The sequence below is a fragment of the Shinella fusca genome (assembly GCF_014203155.1).
GTDB classification, from domain to species: Bacteria; Pseudomonadota; Alphaproteobacteria; order Rhizobiales; family Rhizobiaceae; genus Shinella; species Shinella fusca.
Genome location: NZ_JACHIK010000028.1, coordinates 1 through 21265, shown reverse-complemented (window position 1 = coordinate 21265; position 21265 = coordinate 1). Strand labels below are relative to the sequence as shown.

20 protein-coding genes are annotated in these 21265 nt (G+C 66.5%); 12 read left to right on the top strand and 8 right to left on the bottom strand.

Going from position 1 to position 21265, the window contains the following annotated elements; genetic code table 11:
- Nucleotides 1-107: 107 nt before the first annotated feature.
- Complete coding sequence (locus HNQ66_RS22690; protein ID WP_184147069.1) at nucleotides 108-737, bottom strand: thermonuclease family protein; 630 nt, start codon at nucleotides 735-737, stop codon at nucleotides 108-110.
- An 84-nt stretch (nucleotides 738-821) separates the two neighbouring features.
- Nucleotides 822-1292 carry an Lrp/AsnC family transcriptional regulator gene (locus HNQ66_RS22685; RefSeq protein WP_184147067.1) on the bottom strand — a complete coding sequence of 157 codons (471 nt, stop codon included), beginning with the start codon at nucleotides 1290-1292 and terminating at the stop codon, nucleotides 822-824.
- Nucleotides 1293-1415: 123 nt separating this feature from the next.
- On the opposite strand from HNQ66_RS22685, the gene alr reads away from it, so the two are divergent.
- The 8 genes from alr (at nucleotide 1416) to HNQ66_RS22645 (ending at nucleotide 11624) form a co-directional block, all read left to right on the top strand.
- Nucleotides 1416-2543, top strand: coding sequence for an alanine racemase (gene alr, locus HNQ66_RS22680; RefSeq protein ID WP_184147065.1), 1128 nt, complete (start codon nucleotides 1416-1418; stop codon nucleotides 2541-2543).
- A 26-nt stretch (nucleotides 2544-2569) separates the two neighbouring features.
- Complete coding sequence (locus HNQ66_RS22675; protein ID WP_184147063.1) at nucleotides 2570-3820, top strand: D-amino acid dehydrogenase; 1251 nt, start codon at nucleotides 2570-2572, stop codon at nucleotides 3818-3820.
- 192 nt (nucleotides 3821-4012) lie between these two features.
- Nucleotides 4013-5059, top strand: coding sequence for a LacI family DNA-binding transcriptional regulator (locus HNQ66_RS22670; RefSeq protein WP_184147061.1), 1047 nt, complete (start codon nucleotides 4013-4015; stop codon nucleotides 5057-5059).
- A 132-nt stretch (nucleotides 5060-5191) separates the two neighbouring features.
- The gene (locus HNQ66_RS22665; protein WP_184147059.1) at nucleotides 5192-6460 is read left to right on the top strand and encodes an ABC transporter substrate-binding protein; all 1269 of its coding nucleotides are present in this window, start codon (nucleotides 5192-5194) and stop codon (nucleotides 6458-6460) included.
- A gap of 98 nt (nucleotides 6461-6558) precedes the next feature.
- Nucleotides 6559-7455: a carbohydrate ABC transporter permease gene (locus HNQ66_RS22660; RefSeq protein ID WP_184147057.1), complete on the top strand. Its 897-nt coding sequence runs from the start codon at nucleotides 6559-6561 to the stop codon at nucleotides 7453-7455.
- Nucleotides 7452-8267, top strand: coding sequence for a carbohydrate ABC transporter permease (locus tag HNQ66_RS22655; RefSeq protein WP_184147055.1), 816 nt, complete (start codon nucleotides 7452-7454; stop codon nucleotides 8265-8267). Before HNQ66_RS22660 ends, HNQ66_RS22655 begins: the two co-directional genes overlap by 4 nt.
- A gap of 11 nt (nucleotides 8268-8278) precedes the next feature.
- Complete coding sequence (locus HNQ66_RS22650; RefSeq protein ID WP_184147053.1) at nucleotides 8279-10525, top strand: glycoside hydrolase family 2 protein; 2247 nt, start codon at nucleotides 8279-8281, stop codon at nucleotides 10523-10525.
- Between the two features lie 10 nt (nucleotides 10526-10535).
- The gene (locus tag HNQ66_RS22645) at nucleotides 10536-11624 is read left to right on the top strand and encodes an ABC transporter ATP-binding protein (protein WP_184147051.1); all 1089 of its coding nucleotides are present in this window, start codon (nucleotides 10536-10538) and stop codon (nucleotides 11622-11624) included.
- A gap of 9 nt (nucleotides 11625-11633) precedes the next feature.
- Here HNQ66_RS22645 and HNQ66_RS22640 read toward each other — a convergent pair whose 3' ends face one another.
- The 6 genes from HNQ66_RS22640 to HNQ66_RS22615 form a co-directional block, all read right to left on the bottom strand.
- Complete coding sequence (locus HNQ66_RS22640) at nucleotides 11634-12644, bottom strand: LacI family DNA-binding transcriptional regulator (protein WP_184147049.1); 1011 nt, start codon at nucleotides 12642-12644, stop codon at nucleotides 11634-11636.
- A complete protein-coding gene (locus tag HNQ66_RS22635; protein ID WP_184147047.1) occupies nucleotides 12641-13072 on the bottom strand; it encodes a GlcG/HbpS family heme-binding protein in 432 nt (143 codons plus the stop codon). Before HNQ66_RS22635 ends, HNQ66_RS22640 begins: the two co-directional genes overlap by 4 nt.
- Nucleotides 13072-13983: an SMP-30/gluconolactonase/LRE family protein gene (locus HNQ66_RS22630; RefSeq protein WP_184147045.1), complete on the bottom strand. Its 912-nt coding sequence runs from the start codon at nucleotides 13981-13983 to the stop codon at nucleotides 13072-13074. The genes HNQ66_RS22635 and HNQ66_RS22630 overlap by 1 nt, the downstream gene beginning before the upstream one ends.
- 89 nt (nucleotides 13984-14072) lie before the next feature.
- Nucleotides 14073-15173 carry a substrate-binding domain-containing protein gene (locus tag HNQ66_RS22625; RefSeq protein ID WP_184147043.1) on the bottom strand — a complete coding sequence of 367 codons (1101 nt, stop codon included), beginning with the start codon at nucleotides 15171-15173 and terminating at the stop codon, nucleotides 14073-14075.
- Between the two features lie 37 nt (nucleotides 15174-15210).
- Complete coding sequence (locus HNQ66_RS22620; RefSeq protein WP_184147042.1) at nucleotides 15211-16266, bottom strand: ABC transporter permease; 1056 nt, start codon at nucleotides 16264-16266, stop codon at nucleotides 15211-15213.
- Nucleotides 16267-16282: 16 nt separating this feature from the next.
- A complete protein-coding gene (locus tag HNQ66_RS22615; protein ID WP_184147040.1) occupies nucleotides 16283-17779 on the bottom strand; it encodes a sugar ABC transporter ATP-binding protein in 1497 nt (498 codons plus the stop codon).
- Nucleotides 17780-17944: 165 nt separating this feature from the next.
- On the opposite strand from HNQ66_RS22615, the gene HNQ66_RS22610 reads away from it, so the two are divergent.
- Genes HNQ66_RS22610 through HNQ66_RS22595 form a run of 4 tightly spaced genes read left to right on the top strand, consistent with a single transcriptional unit; the run spans nucleotide 17945 to nucleotide 21207 of the window.
- Nucleotides 17945-18892, top strand: a complete 948-nt coding sequence (locus tag HNQ66_RS22610; protein ID WP_184147038.1) for an NAD(P)-dependent oxidoreductase — start codon at nucleotides 17945-17947, stop codon at nucleotides 18890-18892.
- A gap of 10 nt (nucleotides 18893-18902) precedes the next feature.
- Nucleotides 18903-19934 carry an L-idonate 5-dehydrogenase gene (locus HNQ66_RS22605; RefSeq protein WP_184147036.1) on the top strand — a complete coding sequence of 344 codons (1032 nt, stop codon included), beginning with the start codon at nucleotides 18903-18905 and terminating at the stop codon, nucleotides 19932-19934.
- A 12-nt stretch (nucleotides 19935-19946) separates the two neighbouring features.
- Nucleotides 19947-20702, top strand: a complete 756-nt coding sequence (locus HNQ66_RS22600; protein WP_184147034.1) for an SDR family oxidoreductase — start codon at nucleotides 19947-19949, stop codon at nucleotides 20700-20702.
- A 22-nt stretch (nucleotides 20703-20724) separates the two neighbouring features.
- Nucleotides 20725-21207 (top strand): gluconokinase, encoded by a 483-nt coding sequence (locus tag HNQ66_RS22595; RefSeq protein ID WP_184147032.1) that lies wholly within the window; start codon nucleotides 20725-20727, stop codon nucleotides 21205-21207.
- The last annotated feature ends 58 nt before the right edge of the window (nucleotides 21208-21265 follow it).

Here is a 21265-nt window from a genome sequence, read left to right as displayed (position 1 = left end):
GTCATTGTCCCTTTCCAGCCGGCACCATCCCGGTTGACGGAAAGCTTAGGGACGCAGGCTTGCGCATGGCTTGTGCCGGAAAGGAACAGAGGGCGCAAGACCGCCCGTCAGCCGCACCAGGACTGATGACGGCCGCTCCACGGCCGCGCCAGCCCTTCCCGCACGAGCCTCCCGCCGATGGACTGGCCGCCGCGCAGGACGAGATGGGGCGTAGCGCCCGCCCGCTCGCCGGCCTTGCCTTTCGCTTCCACGAGCGTGACGTCGCCCTCGTTCAGAATCTCGCGCAGGCGCAGCTTCGCATCGCCCCCGCGCGAACGCTCCGAATCGCAGCGCGCGCCGGTGATGGCCGGCGTGTCGATATCGGCAAGGCGTACCTTGCGGCCGGCATATAGAAGTGTGTTGCCATCGACGACGCAATAATCGGTCTGCGTCGTGCAGATGAACCATTTGCCGGAAAAGGGCGGCAGTTTCTCCGCGGCGGGCATTGCCTGCTCCGCCTTCCCGACGACGGCCACCTTCGGCGTCGGCACCGCCGCCTTGCGTTCCTTGCGGTCTATCGAGGCGGTGCGGATCGCCGATATGGCCGCCTCCGGTCCCGGGCCGGCATTATCCATGTAAAGAATGCCGCCGACCACGGCCGCACCGATCAGATACCAGTGCGCCATGCCGCCGCGTTTCGCGGGGGAGGCCCGTTTCGCGCCCATCCGTTTCTTTCGCCTGTTCGCCGTCTTCGCCATCGCCAGTCTCCTGCGCGGACAGTGCGACGATCCTTTGAAGATATGGTTACCGGACGGTGGAAAGACGTTGCGGCCTGCCCGCGCCTATCGCCGCCCGCCCCTGCCCGGGCGCGTGGCGAGCACGTTGCGGATCGCAAAGCTCGAATGGATGCGCGAGACGCCCGGCATGGCCGAGAGGATCTCCTTGTGGATGCGCTCGAATTCGCCGGCATTGGCGACCTCGACGCGCAGGAGATAGTCCGAGCCCCCGGTCATCAAAAAGCATTCGCGGATTTCCGGATGCTTGCGCACCGCCGCCTCGAAACGGTCGAGATGGTCTTCCGTCTGCCGTTCGAGCGTGATGTTGATGATGACGGCGATGGCCGCCTCCGCATTGGAGGCATCGACAAGCGCCGTATAGCCGCGGATGACCCCCGCCTGCTCCATCAGCTTGATGCGCCGGAGGCAGGCCGACGGCGACAGCCCGACCTCGGCCGCAAGGGCCGCATTGCTCATGCGCGCATCGAGCCGCAGGAGCCGAAGGATATTGCGGTCGATCGCGTCCAGAGCCGCCATGGCAGATCATTCCAAATATTCGCCGTTCCTTTCAAAAATCATGCCGGAACACAACAATCAAGCGCTGTTTCGCCGGCAATTTCACGATCGTTGCAATACTCTGCCCGCAATCGGGGGGCTTCGATGGATATGACGGCACGGGACACTCGGTTCGGCGGCACGGCGGGCGCAGCTTCCGGCTACCTGACCATCGATCTTGCGGCGCTTGCCCGCAATTACGAAAAGCTCGCCGCCGCGCTGGCCCCGGCGCGCGCGGCGGCCGTCGTCAAGGCGGATGCCTACGGGCTCGGCGCCGACCGGGTCGCCCCCAGGCTCTACGCCCATGGCTGCCGCGATTTCTTCGTCGCCCAGTTCGTCGAAGCGCTCCGCCTGCGCCCGCTTCTCGCCGCTGACGCGCGCATCTTCGTGCTGAACGGCCTCCAGCCAGGCAACGAGGCCGCCTGTGCCCGCGAGGGCATCGTGCCGGTCGTCAATTCGCTGGACCAGTGGCGGCAATGGGCCGAAGCGGCAAAGGCTCTCGGCCGCCGCCTGCCCGCCGTGCTGCAGTTCGACACCGGCATGTCCCGCCTCGGCCTGCCGCCGCAGGACCGCAAGGCGCTTGCCGGCCTGCTGGCAGCGGAAGGCGGCATCGACGTCCTGTTCGCCATGAGCCACCTTGCCTGTGCGGATGAGCCGGACAGCGAACAGAACGGCGACCAGCTCGCCGAGATGAGCCGCATTGCCAAGGAGTTTCCCGGCCTCGATCTTTCCTTCGCCAATTCGGGCGGCATCTTCCTCGGCCCCACCTATCACGGCCGCCTCGCCCGCCCCGGCATCGCCCTTTACGGCGGTGCGCCGACGGCCAGGCGTCAAAACCCGATGGAGCCGGTCGTCAGCCTCGACGTCGCCGTGGTGCAGACCCGCACCGTGCCCGCCGGCGCGCGCGTCGGCTACAGCGGCATCCATGTCACGACGGGCGAAACGCACCTTGCCACCATCGCCGCCGGCTATGCGGACGGCCTGCCGCGCAGCCTCTCGGGCCGCGGCGCGGTGTATTGCGACGGCGTGCGCCTTCCCATCGTCGGCCGCGTCTCGATGGACAGCATCACCATCGATATATCCGCCCTGCCGGAAGGCCGGCTGACGCTCGGCAGCCGCGTCGAAGTGCTCGGCCCCCACCAGGCGCTCGAGGACGTCGCCCGGGATGCCGGCACGATTTCCTACGAGATCCTGACCGGCCTCGGCCACCGCTACCACCGGCAATATCGCTGATCCTTCTTCTTCCCTGTGAGGACATCATGAAAGTCATCGTTCTCGGCGCCGGTATCGTCGGCGTCACCTCGGCCTACCAGCTTGCGAAGGCCGGCCACGAAGTCACGGTCGTCGACCGCCAGCCCGGCCCGGCGCTGGAAACGAGCTTCGCCAATGCCGGCGAGGTCTCCTTCGGCTACTGCTCGCCGTGGGCTGCGCCTGGCATTCCGATGAAGGCGATGAAATGGCTGTTCATGCAGCACGCGCCGCTCATCCTGCGCCCGAAGGTCGACATGGCCATGCTCTCCTGGATGGCGCAGATGCTGCGCAACTGCACCTCGGCCCGCTATGCGCTCAACAAGAGCCGCATGCTGCGCCTTGCCGACTACAGCCGCGTCTCGCTCGCCGCGCTGCGCGAGGAGACCGGCATCGCCTATGACGAGCGCATGCAGGGCACGCTGCAGCTCTTCCGCAGCGAAGCCCAGCTCGACGCCTCCGCCAAGGACGTCAAGGCGCTCGCCGCCGACGGCATTCCCTACGAGGTTCTCGATCCCGAGGGCTGCATCCGCGTCGAGCCGGCGCTTGCGCATGTGCGCGAAAAAATCGTCGGCGGCCTGCTGACGCCGAAGGACGAGACGGGCGACTGCTTCAAGTTCGCGGGTGCGCTGGCGGAAAAGGCGAAAGCGCTCGGCGTCGCCTTCAACTACGGCAGCATCATCCGCGGCCTCGACGTGGAAGGCGGGCGCGTCACCGGCGTCGTCACCGCGCATGGCAGGATCGCGGCCGACGCCGTGGTCGTGGCGCTCGGCAGCTTCTCGCCGCTCCTCGTGCGCCCGCACGGCATCCGCCTGCCGGTCTATCCGGTCAAGGGCTATTCGCTGACCATCCCGATCACCGACACGAGCCGCGCACCGGAATCGACCGTGATGGACGAGACCTACAAGATCGCCATCACCCGGCTCGGCGAGCGCATCCGCGTCGGCGGCATGGCGGAGATCTCCGGCTATACCAACGATCTCGGCGAGCCGCGCCGCCTGACGCTGCAGCACTCCGTCACGGATCTCTTCCCCGGCGGCGACGTGTCGAAGGCGAGCTTCTGGTCGGGCCTTCGCCCGATGACGCCGGACGGCACGCCCGTCATCGGCCCGACGAAGGTCGCCGGCCTCTTCCTCAACACCGGCCACGGCACGCTCGGCTGGACGATGAGCTCGGGCTCGGCCCGCCTCGTTGCCGACCTCGTCTCCGGCAGGACGCCCGAGATCGACGCGACGGACCTCGCCGTCGCCCGCTATGGCTGAGGGCGCGGACCGGCACCGACGACTTGAGAAAAATTTACCGGCTGGCTATACCGGCAACATGCGGCTTTCATGCCGTTATTCCGGTTGCCCCGACGCCCTTCCCCCTTTCTCCTGGTAAATATTTACCAGAGGTGATTTCGGAGATTTCGCAACTGTGACACAATGAGCGGATGAAACGAACGGAATGACGCGATGGTAACGATCAAGGAAATCGCCAAGGCCGTCGGCGTCTCCTCCGCCACGGTCTCGCGGGTGCTGAACTACGACCCGGCCCTGTCGATCTCGCCGGCCAAGCGGCAGGCGATCATCGAGACGGCGGAGGCGCTGAACTACGAGACGCCGCGCAACCGCAACAAGGCGAACGGCCATGCCGCGCCGAGCCTCCTCACCCGGCTCGTCATCGTGCATTTCCTCGAACCGTCCGACGAGATCGCCGATCCCTACTATGTCGGCGTCAGGCTCGGCATCGAGAACCGCTGCCGCGACCTCAAGACGGAGATCGTCAAGGTCTTCCATTCCGATGCGCTGCCGGAGGCGGCCCTTCTGGAAAGCGCCTCGGGCGTCATCGTCATCGGAAAACATTCCGACAACGAGATCGCCTGGGTCGAGGAGCATTCCCGCCACCTCGTCTTCGCCGATTTCGACCCCAAGAGCGACCATATCGACAGCGTCTTCTCCGACATGGGGCTCGCCACCCGCAAGATCCTCGATTGCCTGAAAGCCAGCGGCTACAGCCGCATCGGCTTCATCGGCAGCCACGAGAGCCTCAACGGCGGCGTGCAGCATTTCGCCGAGCGGCGCTGCGCGGCCTATATCGAATGGCAGAAGAAGAACGGCACCTTCGATCCCGACCTTCTCGCCCTTGCCGACTGTTCCGGCGGGCAGAGCCTCCGGCTCGACACCGGCTACCGGCTGGCGCGCGACCTGCTGGCGCTCACCGACCGGCCCGACGTCATCGTCACCTCGAACGACAACATGGCGATCGGCACCTACCGCGCCCTGCAGGAGGCGGGGCTGGCGATCCCCAGGGACATCGCCGTCATTTCCTTCAACGACATCCCCGTCGCCCAGTTCCTCACCCCGCCGCTCACCACCGTGCGCATCCACGGCGAGCATATCGGCGAGACGGCCGTGGACCTGCTGCTGGAGCGCCTTTCCGGCCGCAGCTACGGCAAGCAGGTGCGCATCGCCACCGAGCTCGTCTGGCGCGAGAGCTGCCGCAAGCCGCCGGAATCGTGAGGCTTTTCGCCCTCTTCGCAGACGCAATAAATATTTACTAAATTTTCCTTGCGCGTTTCCTGAAATTCGGTAAATCTTTCCGTCGGCGGCAGGAGAGGAAGCCTGCCCGATCCGGTTTCTTGGGAGGAAACGATGAACAACAGGACCATTCTGTCGCGTCTTGCCGCCGGCATGTTTGCCGGCGCGAGCCTCTTGGCGTCCACCGCCGCCTTTGCCGGCGAAGTCACCGTCTGGTGCTGGGACCCGAACTTCAACGTCGCCATCATGAAGGAAGCGGCCGCGCGCTATACGGCCAAGCGTCCGGAGACGACTTTCAACATCGTCGATTTCGCCAAGGCCGACGTCGAGCAGAAGCTCCAGACGGCGCTTTCCTCCGGCACGACGGACACGCTGCCGGACATCGTGCTGATCGAGGACTACGGCGCGCAGAAATACCTCCAGTCCTTCCCCGGCGCCTTCGCCGCGCTGTCGGGCAAGATCGATTATTCCGGCTTTGCGCCCTACAAGGTCGAGCTGATGACGGTGGACGGCACCGTCTACGGCGTGCCCTTCGATTCCGGTGTCACCGGCCTCTACTACCGCAAGGACTACCTGGAGCAGGCGGGCTTCAAGCCGGAGGACATGCAGGACCTCACCTGGGACCGCTTCATCGAGATCGGCAAGGAAGTGGAAGCCAAGACCGGCAAGAAGATGCTCGGCCTCGACATCAACGACGCCGGCTTCATCCGCATCCTGATGCAGTCCGCCGGCGGCTGGTACTTCGACAAGGAGGGCAATCTCTCCATCGAGAACAACGCCGCGCTGAAGGCCGCGCTCGAAACCGAGCAGAAGATCCTCCAGGCGGGCATCCACAAGCCGGCCGCCGGCTGGACGGAATGGGTCAACACCTTCACCTCCGGGGATGTCGCGACCGTCACCACCGGCGTCTGGATCACCGGCACCGTCAAGGCGCAGGCCGACCAGTCCGGCAAGTGGGGCGTCGCGCCCATCCCGAAGCTGAATGTCGAGGGCGCCGGCCATGCCTCCAATCTCGGCGGCTCGAGCTGGTACGTGACGGAAAGCTCCGCCGAGAAGGACGAGGCCATCGACTTCCTCAACGAGGTCTACGCCAAGGATATCGACTTCTACCAGAAAATCCTGACCGAGCGCGGCGCGGTCGGCTCGCTGCTCGCCGCCCGCACGGGCGCGGCCTATTCCGAGGCCGACGCCTTCTTCGGCGGCGAGAAGGTCTGGCAGAACTTCTCCGACTGGCTCGCGATGGTCCCGGCCGTCAACTACGGCGTCTTCACCAACGAGGTGGACACGGCCGTGACCGCTCACCTGCCCTCGCTCGGCGAGGGCGCCAATGTGGACGATGTCCTCAAGCAGATCGCCAGCCAGGCCGAGGGCCAGATCCAGTAGGATCCTCCCGGCGGGCGCATCGCGCCCGCCCCATTCCCGGACCTTTCCTGCCTTCGGCGGGAGGTCCGGTCCTTGTTCCCCGCATCGAAGGTCGACCCATGGCTGCCGGCAAAACAGGCGGATTGAAGCGCTATCACGATCTGAACGGCTGGCTGTTCGTCGCCCCGTCGGTCCTGCTGATCTCGATCTTCCTCGTCTACCCGATCTTCCGCTCGCTCTACCTGTCCTTCTTCTCGGGCAAGGGCATGATGATGAAGTTCGCGGGCTTCGGAAACGTCGCGCGCCTCTGGCACGATCCGGTCTTCATCCAGGCGCTCACCAACACCGTCGTCTTCTTCGTGGTGCAGGTGCCGATCATGATCCTGCTCGCCCTGATGCTGGCGGCGGTGCTCAACAACGACCGGCTGAAGTTCATCGGCTTCTTCCGCACGGCCATCTTCCTGCCCTGCGTCGCCTCGCTCGTCGCCTATTCGGTGCTGTTCAAGAGCATGTTCTCCGTCGACGGCGTCGTGAACCAGGCACTGATGGCGATCGGCCTCATCGGCACGCCCATCGGCTGGCTGACCGAGCCCTTCTGGGCCAAGGTGCTGGTGATCCTCGCCATCACCTGGCGCTGGACCGGCTACAACATGATCTTCTATCTCGCCGCGCTCCAGAACATCGACAAGTCGATCTACGAGGCGGCGCGGATCGACGGCGTGCCGGCCTGGGCCCGCTTCGTCCACATCACCGTGCCCATGCTCAAGCCGGTCATCCTCTTCACGACGATCATCTCGACCATCGGCACGATCCAGCTCTTCGACGAGGTCTACAACCTCACCGAGGGCAAGGGCGGGCCGGCGAACGCCACGCTCACCCTCTCGCTCTACATCTACAACCTCACCTTCCGCTTCATGCCGAGCTTCGGCTATGCGGCGACGGTCTCCTACGTCATCGTCCTCATGGTGGCCCTCTTCTCCTTCCTCCAGTTCTACGCCGCGAGGGACCGCGCATGAACCTCTCGCGCCTTTCCGGCACCGCGCTGCAATATGCCTTTCTCGGCCTTGCCGCCTTCCTGTCGATCTTCCCGTTCTTCTGGATGGTGATCAGCGCCACGAACACCTCGATCGACATCATCGGTGGCAAGACGACGTTCGGCGATGCGTTCCTGGCCAATGTCGGCAAGTTCTTCACCGAGGTCGACGTGCCGCTGATCTTCTGGAACTCGGCCAAGGTGGCGGTGCTGGCGACGGTGCTCACCATCGCCGTCTCCTCGCTCGCCGGCTACGGCTTCGAGATGTTCAAATCGAAGGCGCGCGACCGCATCTATTCGCTGGTGCTGCTCACGCTGATGGTGCCCTTCGGCGCGCTGATGATCCCGCTCTTCATGATGATGGCCAAGACCGGGCTCATCAACACGCATATCGCCATCATGCTGCCCACTGTCGCCTCCGCCTTCATCATCTTCTACTTCCGCCAGTCGACGAAGGCCTTCCCGACGGAGCTGCGCGACGCGGCCAAGGTGGACGGGCTGAAGGAATGGCAGATCTTCCTCTACATCTACGTGCCGGTGATGCGCTCTACCTATGCGGCCGCCTTCGTCATCGTCTTCATGACGAACTGGAACAACTATCTCTGGCCGCTCATCGTGCTGCAATCGAACGAGACCAAGACGATCACCCTCGTCGTCTCCTCGCTCGCCTCGGCCTACTATCCCGATTACGGCGTGGTCATGATCGGCACGATCCTCGCCACGCTTCCCACCCTTTTCGTCTTCTTCGTCATGCAGCGCCAGTTCGTGCAGGGCATGCTCGGCTCGGTCAAATAGGAATACCCTCCATGCGCATCACCGAAAACTTCAACGGCAACTGGCTCTTCCGCGAGGGCTTCGAGCCCACGCGCGTGGACACGATGCAGGACGGCGAGCGCGTACGCCTGCCGCACAGCGCCGTCGAGCTGCCCTACAACTATTTCGACGAGACCGATTACCAGAAGCCCTTCACCTACCAGAAGGTCATCGACTGGCGGGAGGATTTCGAGGGGCAGGAAGTTTCCCTCGTCTTCGACGCCGCCATGGCCGACAGCGTGGTCTACCTGAACGGCAGGGAGATCACCGCCCACAAGGACGGTTACACTCCCTTCGAGGCGCGCCTGACGCCGTATCTGAGGCAGGGCGAGAACCTCGTCACCGTCAAGATCGACGGTTCGGAGAACCCGGACATCCCGCCCTTCGGCGGCCAGATCGACTATCTGTGCTATGCCGGTCTCTACCGCGACGTCTGGCTGAAGGTGGCAAGCCCCGTCTCCATCGCCAATGTGAAGATCGAGACGCCGGACGCGCTTGCGGAAAAGAAGACCGTCACCGCCCGCGTCTTCCTCGCCAACCCGCAGGGGCTCGCCGTCTCCGGCACGCTCGACGCCAAGATCCGCCGCAAGGGCGGCGGGGACGTGGCGGCCACCTCCGTCGCCATCGACGGCAACGAGGCGGTGCTGACCTTCACCGGCCTTGCCGGTATCGAGCTTTGGGACATCGACAATCCCGTGCTCTACGCCCTCTCGCTGAAGCTCGCCACCGACTACGGCGAGGACGTGCTGACGCAGCGCTTCGGTTTCCGCACGGCGCTCTTCACGCCGGACGGTTTCCTGCTCAACGGCAGGCCGCTCAAGCTGCGCGGCCTCAACCGGCACCAGAGCTGGCCGCATACCGGCTATGCCATGGGCCGGCGCGCGCAGGAGAAGGACGCCGACATCCTGAAATACGAGCTTGCCTGCAACATCGTGCGCACCTCGCACTATCCGCAGTCGAAGTGGTTCATCGAGCGCTGCGACGAGATCGGCCTGCTCTGCTTCGAGGAAATCCCCGGCTGGCAGCATATCGGCGGCGAGGCCTGGCAGAGGGAATCCATCGCGAACGTGCGCCGCATGATCGAGCGCGACTGGAACCATCCCTCGATCATCATCTGGGGCGTGCGCATCAACGAGAGCCAGGACAGCCACGACTTCTACGCCGAGACGAACCGCCTCGCCCGCGAACTCGACCCGACCCGCCAGACCGGCGGCGTGCGCTTCATCACCAATTCGGAGATGCTCGAAGACGTCTACACGATGAACGACTTCATCCTCGGCCAGGAGGAGATGCCCGGCAACAACCGCGGCCGCGTCGTGCTGCGCGACCGGGTGGAGACGACCGGCATCACGAAGCCGATCCCCTACATGATCACCGAGTATAACGGCCACATGTATCCGACCAAGCGCTTCGACCAGGAGCAGCGCCAGGCCGAGCACGTCACCCGCCACCTCTTGATCCTGAACGCCGTTGCCGGCGACAGCGACATTTCCGGCTCTACCGGCTGGTGCATGTTCGACTACAACACGCACAAGGACTTCGGCTCGGGCGACCGCATCTGCTATCACGGCGTGCTCGACATGTACCGCATTCCCAAGCTCGCGGCCTACGCTTATGCCTCGCAGGGCGATCCGAAGGACGGCGTGGTGATGCAGCCCGTCACCTTCTGGGCGCGCGGCGAGCGCAATATCGGCGGCGTCCTGCCGCTGATCGTGCTGACCAACTGCGACTATGTCGAGGTGAAGTTCGGCGAATGGCCGGCAAAGCGCGTCTATCCCGACCGGGAGAACTATCCGCACCTGCCGCGTCCGCCCGTCGTGCTGGACCTTCGCACCGTCACGCCGCAGGAATTCGGCACCTGGGGCCGCGTCTGGCGCGAGGGCACGTTCACGGGCTTTATCGACGGCAAGGCGGTGAAGACGATGGTTCTGCCGGCCGATCCGGTACCGACGACGTTGGAGGTGACGCCCGACGATACGGCGCTGCGGGCGGGCGAAAAGGATGCGGTGCGCGTCGTCGTGCGCGTCCTCGACCAGTGTGGTAACCTGCTTCCCTATTTCGAGGAGCCGGTTTCGCTGGCGCTCTCCGGTCCCGGCCGCATCATCGGCCCTGCCGACCATACATTGAAGGGCGGAGCGACCGGCTTCTGGGTCGAGGCAGGCGAGGAAATGGGCAGGCTGGAGCTTGCCGTGACCAGCCGCCGCTTCGCGCCGCAATCCGTCACCTTCACCGTAAGCTGAGGTCCCGCCCATGGCCGATGTTCGCCTCACCGACATACGCAAGCGCTTCGGCGCGCTCGACATCATCAAGGGCGTCGATCTCTCCATCGGAACGGGCGAGTTCGTCGTCTTCGTCGGCCCGTCCGGCTGCGGGAAATCGACGCTGCTGCGCATGATCGCGGGCCTCGAGGACATCACCTCCGGCGAGCTTGCCATCGGCGGCGCGGTGATGAACGACGTCGATCCGTCGAAGCGCGGCATCGCCATGGTCTTCCAGTCCTATGCGCTCTATCCGCACATGACGGTGCGCGAGAACATGGGCTTCGCGCTGAAATTCGCCGGCATGGCGAAGGAGGAGATCGAGCGGCGCGTCAACGACGCCGCCCGCATCCTCGAACTTGGGCCCCTGATGGAGCGCAAGCCCAAGGCGCTTTCCGGCGGCCAGCGCCAGCGCGTCGCCATCGGCCGCGCCATCGTGCGCAACCCGGACGTCTTCCTCTTCGACGAGCCGCTCTCCAACCTCGACGCGGAATTGCGCGTGCATATGCGCGTGGAGATCGCCAAGCTGCACAAGGCGCTGAAATCCACCGTCATCTACGTCACCCACGACCAGGTGGAGGCGATGACGCTGGCCGACAAGATCGTCGTGCTGCGGGCCGGCGTGGTCGAGCAGGTCGGCGCGCCGCTCGACCTCTACGACGACCCCGACAACACCTTCGTCGCCGGCTTCATCGGCTCGCCGCGCATGAATTTCCTGAAGGCCCGCATCGTGACGGCCGGGGAGGGCCGCGTCACCGTGGCGCTCGAAAGCCAGCCGGACGTGACGCTCGGCTTTTCCCTCCGCACGTCGGCGGTGCGGCCCGGCGATACGGTGAGCCTCGGCGTGCGGCCGGAGCATTTCCGGCCGGCCGGCACGGGCGACGCCGACATGGTCCTCGACGTCGACGTCGCCGAGCATCTCGGCAATACCAGCTATGTCTATGCCAATGTCTCGGCGGAGGAGCGCATCATCGTCGAGCACGGGAGCTTCCGCGGGGCGGACGGCAGCGACCGGCTGACGGTCGGCCTTTCCGCGGAGAAATCCTTCCTCTTCGACGAGGCGGGCAAGCGTATCCGATAGTTTGAGGGCTTACCGGCTGCTTTCGCGCACGATCAGCTCGGGCTCGATCGTGATGTCGCTGACGTCCTGCCGGTCCTGGAGGAGGTCGAGGATCAATTGCCCCGTGCGCTCGCCGATCTGGCGCGCCCGCGCATTGATGGTCGTCAGCGCCGGCACGCTGATGCCGCCGATCTCGTAGTCGCCGAAGCCGCCGATGGCGATGCGCCCCGGCACCGCGACGCCCCGGCGCTGGCATTCCGTGAGCGCGCCGAAGGCCGAAAGGTCCGAGACGCAGATCACCGCCTCGGTGTCGGGATATTCGGCAAGCAGCCGCGCCATGGCGTTCGCGCCCTCCCGCATGGAGATGGGCGGCACGCCGCCGTGGATCAGCCGCGAAGCGTCGAGCCCATGGTCGCGCAACGCCGCGATGAAGCCGAGGCGGCGGTCGCTGCCGCGCGTGTCCCGGCTCGCATCGCCGCCGATGAAGGCGATGCGCGTATAGCCGACGGCCACGAAATGATCGACCATGGCGCGCACGGCATTCGCGTTGGAAAAGCCGACGAAATGGCCGATCGGCTCGGCCGGCACGTCCCAGGTCTCGATCACCGGCACATTGGCGTTCTCAAGCAGTTTTCGCGCGCGGGGCGTATGCTTGCCGCCGGTGACGACGATGGCCTGCGGCTTGCGGCGCAGAAGCTGCTCGATCAGCCGCTCCTCCTCCTCCGTATCGTAGTTCGTATAGCCGAGCAGGATCTGGAAGCCGTGCACGCTCAGCGTCTCGGAAAGGCCGCCCACCGTATCGGCGAAGTTCGCATTGTTGATGGAAGGGATGGTGACGGCGATGAAATCCGTCTTCTGCGAGCGGAGGTTCGAGGCGGTGGAATCGAAGACATAGCCGAGGTCCTCGGCCGCCTTCAGGATCGCATCGCGCGTATCCTTGTTGATCATGCTGCCGGACTTGAAGGCGCGCGACACGGTCATGGGGGAAACGCCCGTCTTGCGGGCGATGTCCGCCATGGTCGGGGCCTTGTCGTTCTTCATGCCGCCTGCCCCGCCGTATCGGCGCCGATGGCCGAAAGCGCCGCGCGGGCGACCGTCTCGTCCTGCTCGCCCGATCCCGAGCCGACGCCGATGCCGCCGAGGAGCACGCCGCCGATGCGGATCGGCAGGCCGCCGCGCAAGCCCGTGACCGCCCCCTCCGTCGCCGCGGCGATGGCCGGGCGCACCGGCTCCGGCACGCTGTCGCTCGGCGCGCCAATGGAGGCGGCGGTGCGGGCCTTGGCGGTCGCACTCTTCAAGGAAAGATAGCGCGAGCCGGCCATGCGGAAGGCGGCGAGCGTCACGCCGCTCTGATCGACGACGACGATGCATTGCGGCTGGCCCATGGCCTTGGCCGCCGCCACCGCAGCCGCCAGCATGGCGGAAAGCCCCTCGTCGGTCAGCCGTGCGGTTGCCTCCACGAACGCCATCACGCCCCCGCCTGCGGCCGGGTTCCGCCGCGGATGGCGAGCGAGACGGCATAGATCGAGGTCGTCGCGGTGATGAAGAGGCGGTGGCGATTCCGCCCGCCGAAGCAGATGTTGGAAACGGTCTCCGGCACGAGGATCTTTCCAAGGCGCCGGCCGTCCGGGGCGATGCAGTGCACCCCGTCGCCGGCCGAGGACCAGAGGTTGCCCGCCGCATCGACGCGCATGCCGTCGGCGCAGCCGGGAGAGATGATGTGGAAGACGTCGCCGCCCGTCAGCGTCCAGTCCGCCGCAACGTCGAAGACGCGGATATGGCGCGGATCGTCGGTGAACATGCGGCCGGTATCGGCGACGTAGAGGCGCCGCTCGTCCGGGCTGAAGGCAAGGCCGTTCGGGCAGTTGAAATCGGTAAGCACCGCGCGGACATGGCCGGACCGCGGGTCGACGCGGTAGACGTTGCAGGGCAGCTCCTGCTCGCTGCGTGTGCCTTCGTAATCCGAGCCGATGCCGTAGTGCGGATCGGTGAACCAGATCGCCCCGTCCGAGGTAACGACGACATCGTTGGGCGAGTTCAGCCGCTTGCCCTCGTAGCTGTCGGCGATGACGGTGATGGAACCGTCGTGCTCCGTGCGGGTTACGCGGCGCGTGCCGTGCTCGCAGGTGACAAGCCGGCCCTCGCGGTCACGCGTGTTGCCGTTGGCGAAATTCGACGGCTCGCGGAAGGTGGTGATGCCGAGCGTGGCGCTCCAGCGCAGCATGCGGTTGTTCGGGATGTCGGAGAACAGGAGGCAGTCGTGGTCGCCGAACCAGACCGGCCCCTCGACCCAGTCGAACCCGCCGGCCAGCTTCTTGAGCGGGGCGTTGCCCAGCACGAAGGTGGAAAATTCCGGCTCTTCCGCCTCAAAAAACGACATTCCGTTCCTCTCCTCTCAAAACAGACGCGGCGCAGAATACCGGCCCGCCGGGACAGCGCAAGCGCCGCCCGACGTGCCGGGAGGACGACTTACTTGCCCCAGATCTTCTTGTATTCGTCGCGGTAGCCGTTGTCCGGGTCGAAGGTGTTCTTCGGCCCGCCGTCGAACTCGACATTGTCGACCGTCACGACATGGAGCGGCGAGACGTAGCCGGACCATTGCTCGCCGGCAAAGGCACGGTTCAGCTCGTCGACGAGTTGCCAGCCCTGCAGGTTCAGGGGCTCGGCCACCGTCACCGACTGGTACTGCCTGGCGCGGATGCGCTGGTAGGCGCTTTCCGAGCCGTCGCCGGCCGCAACGCTCTTCGGCGCGCCGTCGCCGGCAATGCCGGCAGCCGAGAGCGACGGACCCATGAAGTCGAAATAGATGTCGTTGATCGCCAGCGAATGGGTCCACTGGTCGCCGTACTTCTGGAGCAGCGTCGTGGTGAGCTGCGGCATGCGCTGCGAGGTCTCGGCAATGGGCGTATCGACATATTCCAGCACCTTGCCGCCCAGCGCCTCGATCTCGGCCTTCATCTTGTCGGCCTTGGCGATGGCGATGGCATAGGTGGAATCGGTGAAGATGATCACGCCCGGCTTGCCGCCGGCATCGACGAAGGCATAGTCGGCGGCGGCCTTGGAGACCTCCATCGCATCCGTCGTCACGTTGGCGAAGACGCCGACCTCCTCGACCGGGCCGACCGCAGGCGCGGCGTGCCAGGCGACCATGGGAATGCCGGCCTTTTTGGCCTCTTCCATGGCCGGCTTCTGCTCGACGGCGTCGAAGCCGGCGATGATGATGCCGCCCGGCTTCAGCGTCAGCGCCTGACCGAAGGAGGCGGTGCGGCCCTCGATGGAGCCGGCGCCGTCCACCACGGTCACGGTCCAGCCGATGGCGGAGGCCGCTTCCTGGATGCCGTTGACGACGCCGAGGATGCCGCCGTTCTTCATGTCGGCCGCGACCACCACGACGGTCTTGCCGTCGGCGGCCTTCGGGCCGCTCGTCGGACCGTCCCACTTGTCGACCTTGGTGGCGTATTTCTCCACGACCGCCTTGGCGTCGGCCATGGCATCGGCGAAGGCGGGGCCGGCGAGCGCCACGGTGAGCACGGCGGCGGCGGTGGTTGCGAGGAAGTGTCTGCGTTTCACGATTGTGTCCTCCCTTTGGACGTGAACGAATGCGTGGTCAGGACGTCTTTTCCGGCGCGGCCTTCGGCTTCAGCGCGCCGACGACGCCGCGGCGGCGCTGGGCGTAGCCGGCAATGCCGATGGCGACGAGCAGCGTGACGCCGTTGAAGAGCGGCTCGACGAAGAAGGAACCGCCGAACTGCTGGATGCCGGCAATGCCGACGGCGAGGATGACGACGCCGATCACCGTGCCCCAGACGTTGACGCGGCCGGGCTTGATGGTGGTGGAGCCGAGGAAGGCGCCGACCAGCGCCGGCAGCAGGTATTCGAGGCCGACGCTCGCCTGGCCGATGCGAAGGCGCGAGGCGAGCAGCACGCCGGCGACGGCCGAGAGCACGCCCGAGGCGATGAAGGCGCCGATGACGAAGCGGCGGACGGGAATGCCGTTGAGGGCGGCCGCCTTCGGGTTCGCGCCGATGGCGTAGACGTAGCGGCCGATCGGCAGGTATTCGAGCACGATCCACATCACGAGTGCCAGCGCCAGCACGTAGAAGCCGGTGATCGGCAGGCCGAAGAGCATGGTGCCGTTGAGCGCGAGGAACCCGTCCGGCAGGACGCCGACGACCTGCCGGCCGCCCGTGTGCCAGAGGGCGACGGCATAGATGACGGTGCCCGTGCCGAGCGTGGCGATGAAGCTGTCGATCTTGGCGACCTCGACGAGAAGGCCGTTGAGGAGGCCCGTCACCGCGCCGAGCACGAGGACGACCGCCACGGCGACCGGCCAGGGCAGGCCGAACATGGTCTGCAGGCTGATGGCGAGGATATGCCAGAGCACGATGCCGTAGCCGATGGTGAGGTCGATGCGCCCGCAGGCCATGGGGATCATCGCGGCAAGCGAGAGGATGGCGATGATCGTCTTGTTGGCGATGATCGAGCGCAGGTTCAGGAGCGTCGGGAACGTATCGGGCAGGAGAACGGAGAAGATGAGGATCAGCAGCGCCGTCAGGATCACGAGGCCGTAGACGGGCAGGAGCCGCTTCAGCTTCTCGCCGCCCGAAAGGCCCTTCATCTCGGCGGGTGTCGGCTCGAGCGCGGTGGACTGGATGGATTGCATCGGCTTTCTCCCGGGATCAGGCCGCTTCGGAGGCGGAGGCTGCCGCAATGACGGCGGATGTGGTGAGGTCGGCGCCGGCAAGCTCGCGGACGATGCGCCCGCGCGAGAAGACCAGCGCCCGGTGGCAGATATGGGCGATCTCCTCGAAATCCGTGGAGATCACGAGGACGGCGAGCCCCTCCTCCACCGCCGCGGCGATGAGGCGGTAGATATCGGCCTTGGCGCCGACATCGACGCCGGCGGTCGGGTCCTCGGCGATCAGCAGCTTGCGGCCGGTCGCAAGCCAGCGGCCGACGACGACCTTCTGCTGGTTGCCGCCCGACAGCGCCTCGATGGCCAGCGACTGGTCGTTCGGGCGAAGGCCCACCTTCTCGCCGAGCGCGAAGGCCATCTCGGCCTCCCTCGACGGGGAGAGGAAAGCGGCAAGCCCGCGGCCGGAGGCGCCGGGATTGAGGAAGGTATTTTCCCGGAGCGACAGCGACATGGCGACGGACTCCTCCGTGCGGTCGCGGGCAATGAGGCCGATGCCGGAGGCGATCGCCGTCTCGGGGCTCGCAAGGTCCGGGCGCGCGCCGCGGACCGTCACCGCGCCCGTCGCTGGCTCCGCGCCGAAGAGCGCGCGGCCGATCAGCTCCTGCCCCGCGCCGCGCAGGCCGACGAGGCCGAGAAGCTCTCCCTGTTTCAGCTCGAACGAGACGGGGCCGGCGCCGCGGCAGGTCAGGTCGCGCACCGAAACCAGCGTCTCCCCGGGCGCCGAATGCGCCTTGGCGAAGAGCTGGCCGGCCTTGTCGCCGATGATCATGCGGATGAGCTCGTCCGGATTGGTGGCGGCCACCGCCGTCTCGCCGACGAGGTGCCCGTCGCGCAGGACGGCGACGCGGTCGGCGATGCGGAAGATCTCGTCGAGCCGGTGCGAGACGTAGATCATCGCGACGCCCCGCTCCTTCAGCGGGCGGATGGCGGCGAACAGGCGCTCCACCTCGTCGGCCGGAAGGCTGGCGGTCGGCTCGTCGAGGACGAGCACGTCCGCCTCCACCGCCAGCGCGCGGGCGATGGCGACCAGCGACTTTTCGGTGCGCGTGAGGTTCTGCACGCGGGTGGACGGATCGAAATCGCAGCCGACCAGCTTCAGCGCCTCGGCGGTGCGCCGCGCCGTCGCGTTCCAGTCGATCAGCTTGCGGCGCATGGAAAAGCCCTGCGCGAGGCCGACATTCTCGGCGACCGTCATCCATTCGATGAGGCCGAGGTCCTGGTGGATGAAGGCGACGGACTGGCGCTCGTTGGGCCGGGGCGGACGGTGCTGGTAGGGCTCGCCGCGAAAGAGGATTTTGCCGCCGTCCGGCCGGTAGATGCCTGCAAGCGTCTTGATGAGGGTGGACTTGCCCGCGCCGTTCTCGCCGAGCAGCGCCAGGATCTCGCCCCGCTTGAGATCGAGCGATACGCTCGTCAAAGCCCTGGTGCCGCCGAACTCCTTCGAGACGGCACGGAATTCCAGAAGCGTGTCCGTATCCATCCGCTCCTCCCAAAGCACGATGAGGCCATACGATATTGATATGGTATCGATAACATCGGTGTCAAGCGGCATTTTCCATGACGCTAACGAATGCAATTTGAGGCTGGACAATTCTCCAAAGCGGAATATGTTATCGATAACAAGTCACCTTCCGAAGGACATGCCGTGAGCAAGATCGAGCTATTGCAGGTTGGCCCCTACCCCGAATGGGACCAGGAGCGTCTGGATGCACATTTCACCATGCGCCGCTATTTCGAGGCGGCCGACAAGGCGGCGTTCCTTGTCGAGCATGGCGCCAATATCCGCGGCATCGCCACGCGCGGCGAGCTCGGCGCCAGCCGGGCGATGATCGAGGCGCTGCCGAAGCTGGAGGTTATCTCCGTCTACGGCGTCGGCTTCGACGCGGTCGACCTTGCCGCCGCCCGCGAGCGCGGCATCCGCGTCACCAACACGCCGGACGTGCTGACCAAGGACGTCGCCGACCTCGGCGTCGCCATGATGCTCGCCGAGGCGCGCGGCATGATCGGCGGCGAGCGCTGGGTCCGCAGCGGCGACTGGGCGGCCAAGGGCCTCTACCCGCTGAAACGCCGCGTGCACGGCCGTCGCGCCGGCATCCTCGGCCTCGGCCGCATCGGCTACGAGGTGGCAAAGCGCCTCGCCGGCTTCGACATGGACATCGCCTACAGCGACACCGGCCCGAAGGACTTCGCCAGGGACTGGACCTTCGTCGCCGATCCGGTCGCGCTTGCCGAACGCTCGGATTTCCTCTTCGTCACCCTCGCCGCCTCGGCCGAGACGCGCCACATCGTCGGCCGCAAGGTCATCGAGGCGCTGGGGCCGGAGGGCATGCTGATCAACATCTCGCGCGCCTCCAACATCGACGAAGGCGCACTCCTCGATGCGCTGGAGGCCGGGACGCTCGGCTCGGCCGCGCTCGACGTCTTCGAAGGCGAACCGAACCTCAACCCGCGCTTCCTCGCGCTCGACAACGTGCTCTTGCAGCCGCATATGGCTTCCGGCACGGTGGAGACTCGCAAGGCCATGGGCCAGCTCGTCTTCGACAACCTGTCGGCCCATTTCGACGGCCGGACGCTGCCGACCCCGGTCCTGTGAGGATAGTGCCATGAAAGCCATCGTCATCCATGCCCCGAAGGACCTGCGGGTCGAGGAAAGCGCCCTTGCCGCGCCCGGCCCCGGCGAGGTGGAGATCCGCCTTGCGAGCGGCGGCATCTGCGGCTCGGACCTGCATTATTACAACCACGGCGGCTTCGGCACGGTGCGCCTCAAGGAGCCGATGATCCTCGGCCACGAGGTCTCCGGCCATATTTCCGCCCTTGGCGAAGGCGTCTCCGGCCTTGCCGTCGGCGACCTCGTCGCCGTCTCGCCCTCTCGGCCCTGCGGGGCCTGCGAATATTGCCTCAAGGGCCTGCCGAACCATTGCTTCAACATGCGGTTCTACGGTTCCGCGATGCCCTTCCCGCATATCCAGGGCGCCTTCCGCGAGCGGCTGGTCGCCAATGCAAGCCAGTGCGTGAAGGCCGACGGGCTCTCGGCCGGGGAAGCGGCGATGGCCGAACCGCTCTCGGTGACGCTGCACGCCACGCGCCGCGCCGGCGAGATGCTGGGCAAGCGCGTGCTCGTCACCGGCTGCGGGCCGATCGGCACCCTCTCCATTCTTGCCGCGAGACGAGCCGGCGCCGCCGAGATCGTCGCGGCCGATCTTTCCGAACGCGCGCTCGGCTTTGCCCGCGCCGTCGGCGCGGACCGCACGGTCAACCTGTCGGAAAACCGCGACGGCCTTGTCCCCTTCAGCGAGAACAAGGGCACTTTCGACGTCCTCTACGAATGCTCGGGCGCGCAGCCCGCGCTCGTTGCCGGCATCCATGCGCTGCGCCCGCGCGGCGTCATCGTCCAGCTCGGCCTCGGCGGCGAGATGAGCCTGCCGATGATGGCGATCACCGCCAAGGAACTGGACCTGCGCGGCTCCTTCCGCTTTCATGAGGAATTCGCCGTGGCGGTGAAGCTGATGCAGGGCGGCCTCATCGACGTCAAGCCGCTGATCACCCACACCCTGCCGCTCGCCGACGCCTTGCAGGCCTTCGAGATCGCCTCCGACAAGGGCCAGTCGATGAAGACGCAGATCGCATTTTCCTGAGGACACGACCACATGAGCATCCAACTCTTCGACCTGACGGGCCGGCGCGCCCTCGTCACCGGCTCCTCGCAGGGCATCGGCTTCGCGCTGGCGAAGGGCCTTGCGGCGGCGGGCGCGCAGGTCATCCTCAACGGCCGCGACGAGGCCCGGCTGAAGGCGGCGGCGGAAAGCCTCGGCGCCGGGCACACGCTCGCCTTCGACGCCACCGACCATGAGGCCGCGCGCAAGGCGGTCGATGCCTTCGAGGCGGAGGTCGGCGCCATCGACATCCTCGTCAACAATGCCGGCATGCAGTACCGCACGCCGCTGGAGGATTTTCCCGCCGAGGCCTTCGAGCGGCTGCTGCGGACGAACGTCTCCTCCGTCTTCAATGTCGGCCAGGCCGTCGCGCGCCACATGATCGCGCGCGGCGCGGGCAAGATCATCAACATCGCCAGCGTGCAGACCGCGCTGGCCCGCCCGGGCATCGCCCCCTACACGGCCACCAAGGGCGCCGTCGGCAACCTCACCAAGGGCATGGCGACGGACTGGGCGAAATACGGCCTGCAATGCAACGCCATCGCACCCGGCTATTTCGACACGCCGCTGAATGCCGCCCTCGTCGCCGATCCCGCCTTCTCCGCCTGGCTGGAAAAGCGCACGCCGGCCGGCCGCTGGGGCAAGGTCGACGAGCTCGTCGGCGCCTGCATCTTCCTTTCCTCCGACGCTTCCTCTTTCGTGAACGGACACACGCTCTATGTCGACGGCGGCATCACGGCCTCGCTCTGAGGCAAACCGGCGCATCGTCCTTATGGGCGTCGCCGGCTGCGGCAAGTCGGCGGTGGGCGCGGCGCTCGCCGCCCGCCTCGGCGCCACCTATCTCGACGGCGACGACCTGCACCCGCAGGCGAACATCGACAAGATGAGCCGCGGCGAGGCATTGACCGACGAGGACCGCTGGCCCTGGCTCACCCTCGTCGGGCAGAAGCTCGCCGCGCCGGACGGCATCCTCATCCTCGGCTGCTCGGCCCTCAAGCGGCGCTACCGCGACCACATCCGCAAGGAGGCCGGTGCGCCCGTGCTCTTCGTGCACCTCGCCGGCAGCAGGAAGCTGATCGCCACCCGCATGGCCGCCCGCGCCGGGCACTTCATGCCGGCAAGCCTCATCGACAGCCAGTTCGCCGCCCTGGAGCCGCCGGGTCCGGACGAGAACGCGGTGACCGTCGACATCGACAGGCCGCTGGAGCGGATCGTCGACGACATCGCAACGCATCTTGAGGAGAGCGGGCCATGAGCAACAGGGTAGCGCTGATCGGCGCGGGCGCCATGGGCGGCGCCATCGGCACGCGGCT

Excerpts from the sequence above, each read along its gene's own strand:
- HNQ66_RS22655 (WP_184147055.1), top strand. The coding sequence starts at position 7,452 with ATGAACCTCTCGCGCCTTTCCGGCACCGCGCTGCAATATGCCTTTCTC.
- HNQ66_RS22595 (WP_184147032.1), top strand. The coding sequence starts at position 20,725 with ATGGGCGTCGCCGGCTGCGGCAAGTCGGCGGTGGGCGCGGCGCTCGCC.
- HNQ66_RS22640 (WP_184147049.1), bottom strand. The coding sequence starts at position 12,644 with ATGAAGAACGACAAGGCCCCGACCATGGCGGACATCGCCCGCAAGACG.
- HNQ66_RS22675 (WP_184147063.1), top strand. The coding sequence starts at position 2,570 with ATGAAAGTCATCGTTCTCGGCGCCGGTATCGTCGGCGTCACCTCGGCC.
- HNQ66_RS22620 (WP_184147042.1), bottom strand. The coding sequence starts at position 16,266 with ATGCAATCCATCCAGTCCACCGCGCTCGAGCCGACACCCGCCGAGATG.
- HNQ66_RS22615 (WP_184147040.1), bottom strand. The coding sequence starts at position 17,779 with ATGGATACGGACACGCTTCTGGAATTCCGTGCCGTCTCGAAGGAGTTC.
- HNQ66_RS22660 (WP_184147057.1), top strand. The coding sequence starts at position 6,559 with ATGGCTGCCGGCAAAACAGGCGGATTGAAGCGCTATCACGATCTGAAC.
- HNQ66_RS22630 (WP_184147045.1), bottom strand. The coding sequence starts at position 13,983 with ATGTCGTTTTTTGAGGCGGAAGAGCCGGAATTTTCCACCTTCGTGCTG.
- alr (WP_184147065.1), top strand. The coding sequence starts at position 1,416 with ATGGATATGACGGCACGGGACACTCGGTTCGGCGGCACGGCGGGCGCA.
- HNQ66_RS22685 (WP_184147067.1), bottom strand. The coding sequence starts at position 1,292 with ATGGCGGCTCTGGACGCGATCGACCGCAATATCCTTCGGCTCCTGCGG.
- HNQ66_RS22670 (WP_184147061.1), top strand. The coding sequence starts at position 4,013 with ATGGTAACGATCAAGGAAATCGCCAAGGCCGTCGGCGTCTCCTCCGCC.
- HNQ66_RS22645 (WP_184147051.1), top strand. The coding sequence starts at position 10,536 with ATGGCCGATGTTCGCCTCACCGACATACGCAAGCGCTTCGGCGCGCTC.
- HNQ66_RS22650 (WP_184147053.1), top strand. The coding sequence starts at position 8,279 with ATGCGCATCACCGAAAACTTCAACGGCAACTGGCTCTTCCGCGAGGGC.
- HNQ66_RS22665 (WP_184147059.1), top strand. The coding sequence starts at position 5,192 with ATGAACAACAGGACCATTCTGTCGCGTCTTGCCGCCGGCATGTTTGCC.
- HNQ66_RS22635 (WP_184147047.1), bottom strand. The coding sequence starts at position 13,072 with ATGGCGTTCGTGGAGGCAACCGCACGGCTGACCGACGAGGGGCTTTCC.
- HNQ66_RS22690 (WP_184147069.1), bottom strand. The coding sequence starts at position 737 with ATGGCGAAGACGGCGAACAGGCGAAAGAAACGGATGGGCGCGAAACGG.
- HNQ66_RS22600 (WP_184147034.1), top strand. The coding sequence starts at position 19,947 with ATGAGCATCCAACTCTTCGACCTGACGGGCCGGCGCGCCCTCGTCACC.
- HNQ66_RS22605 (WP_184147036.1), top strand. The coding sequence starts at position 18,903 with ATGAAAGCCATCGTCATCCATGCCCCGAAGGACCTGCGGGTCGAGGAA.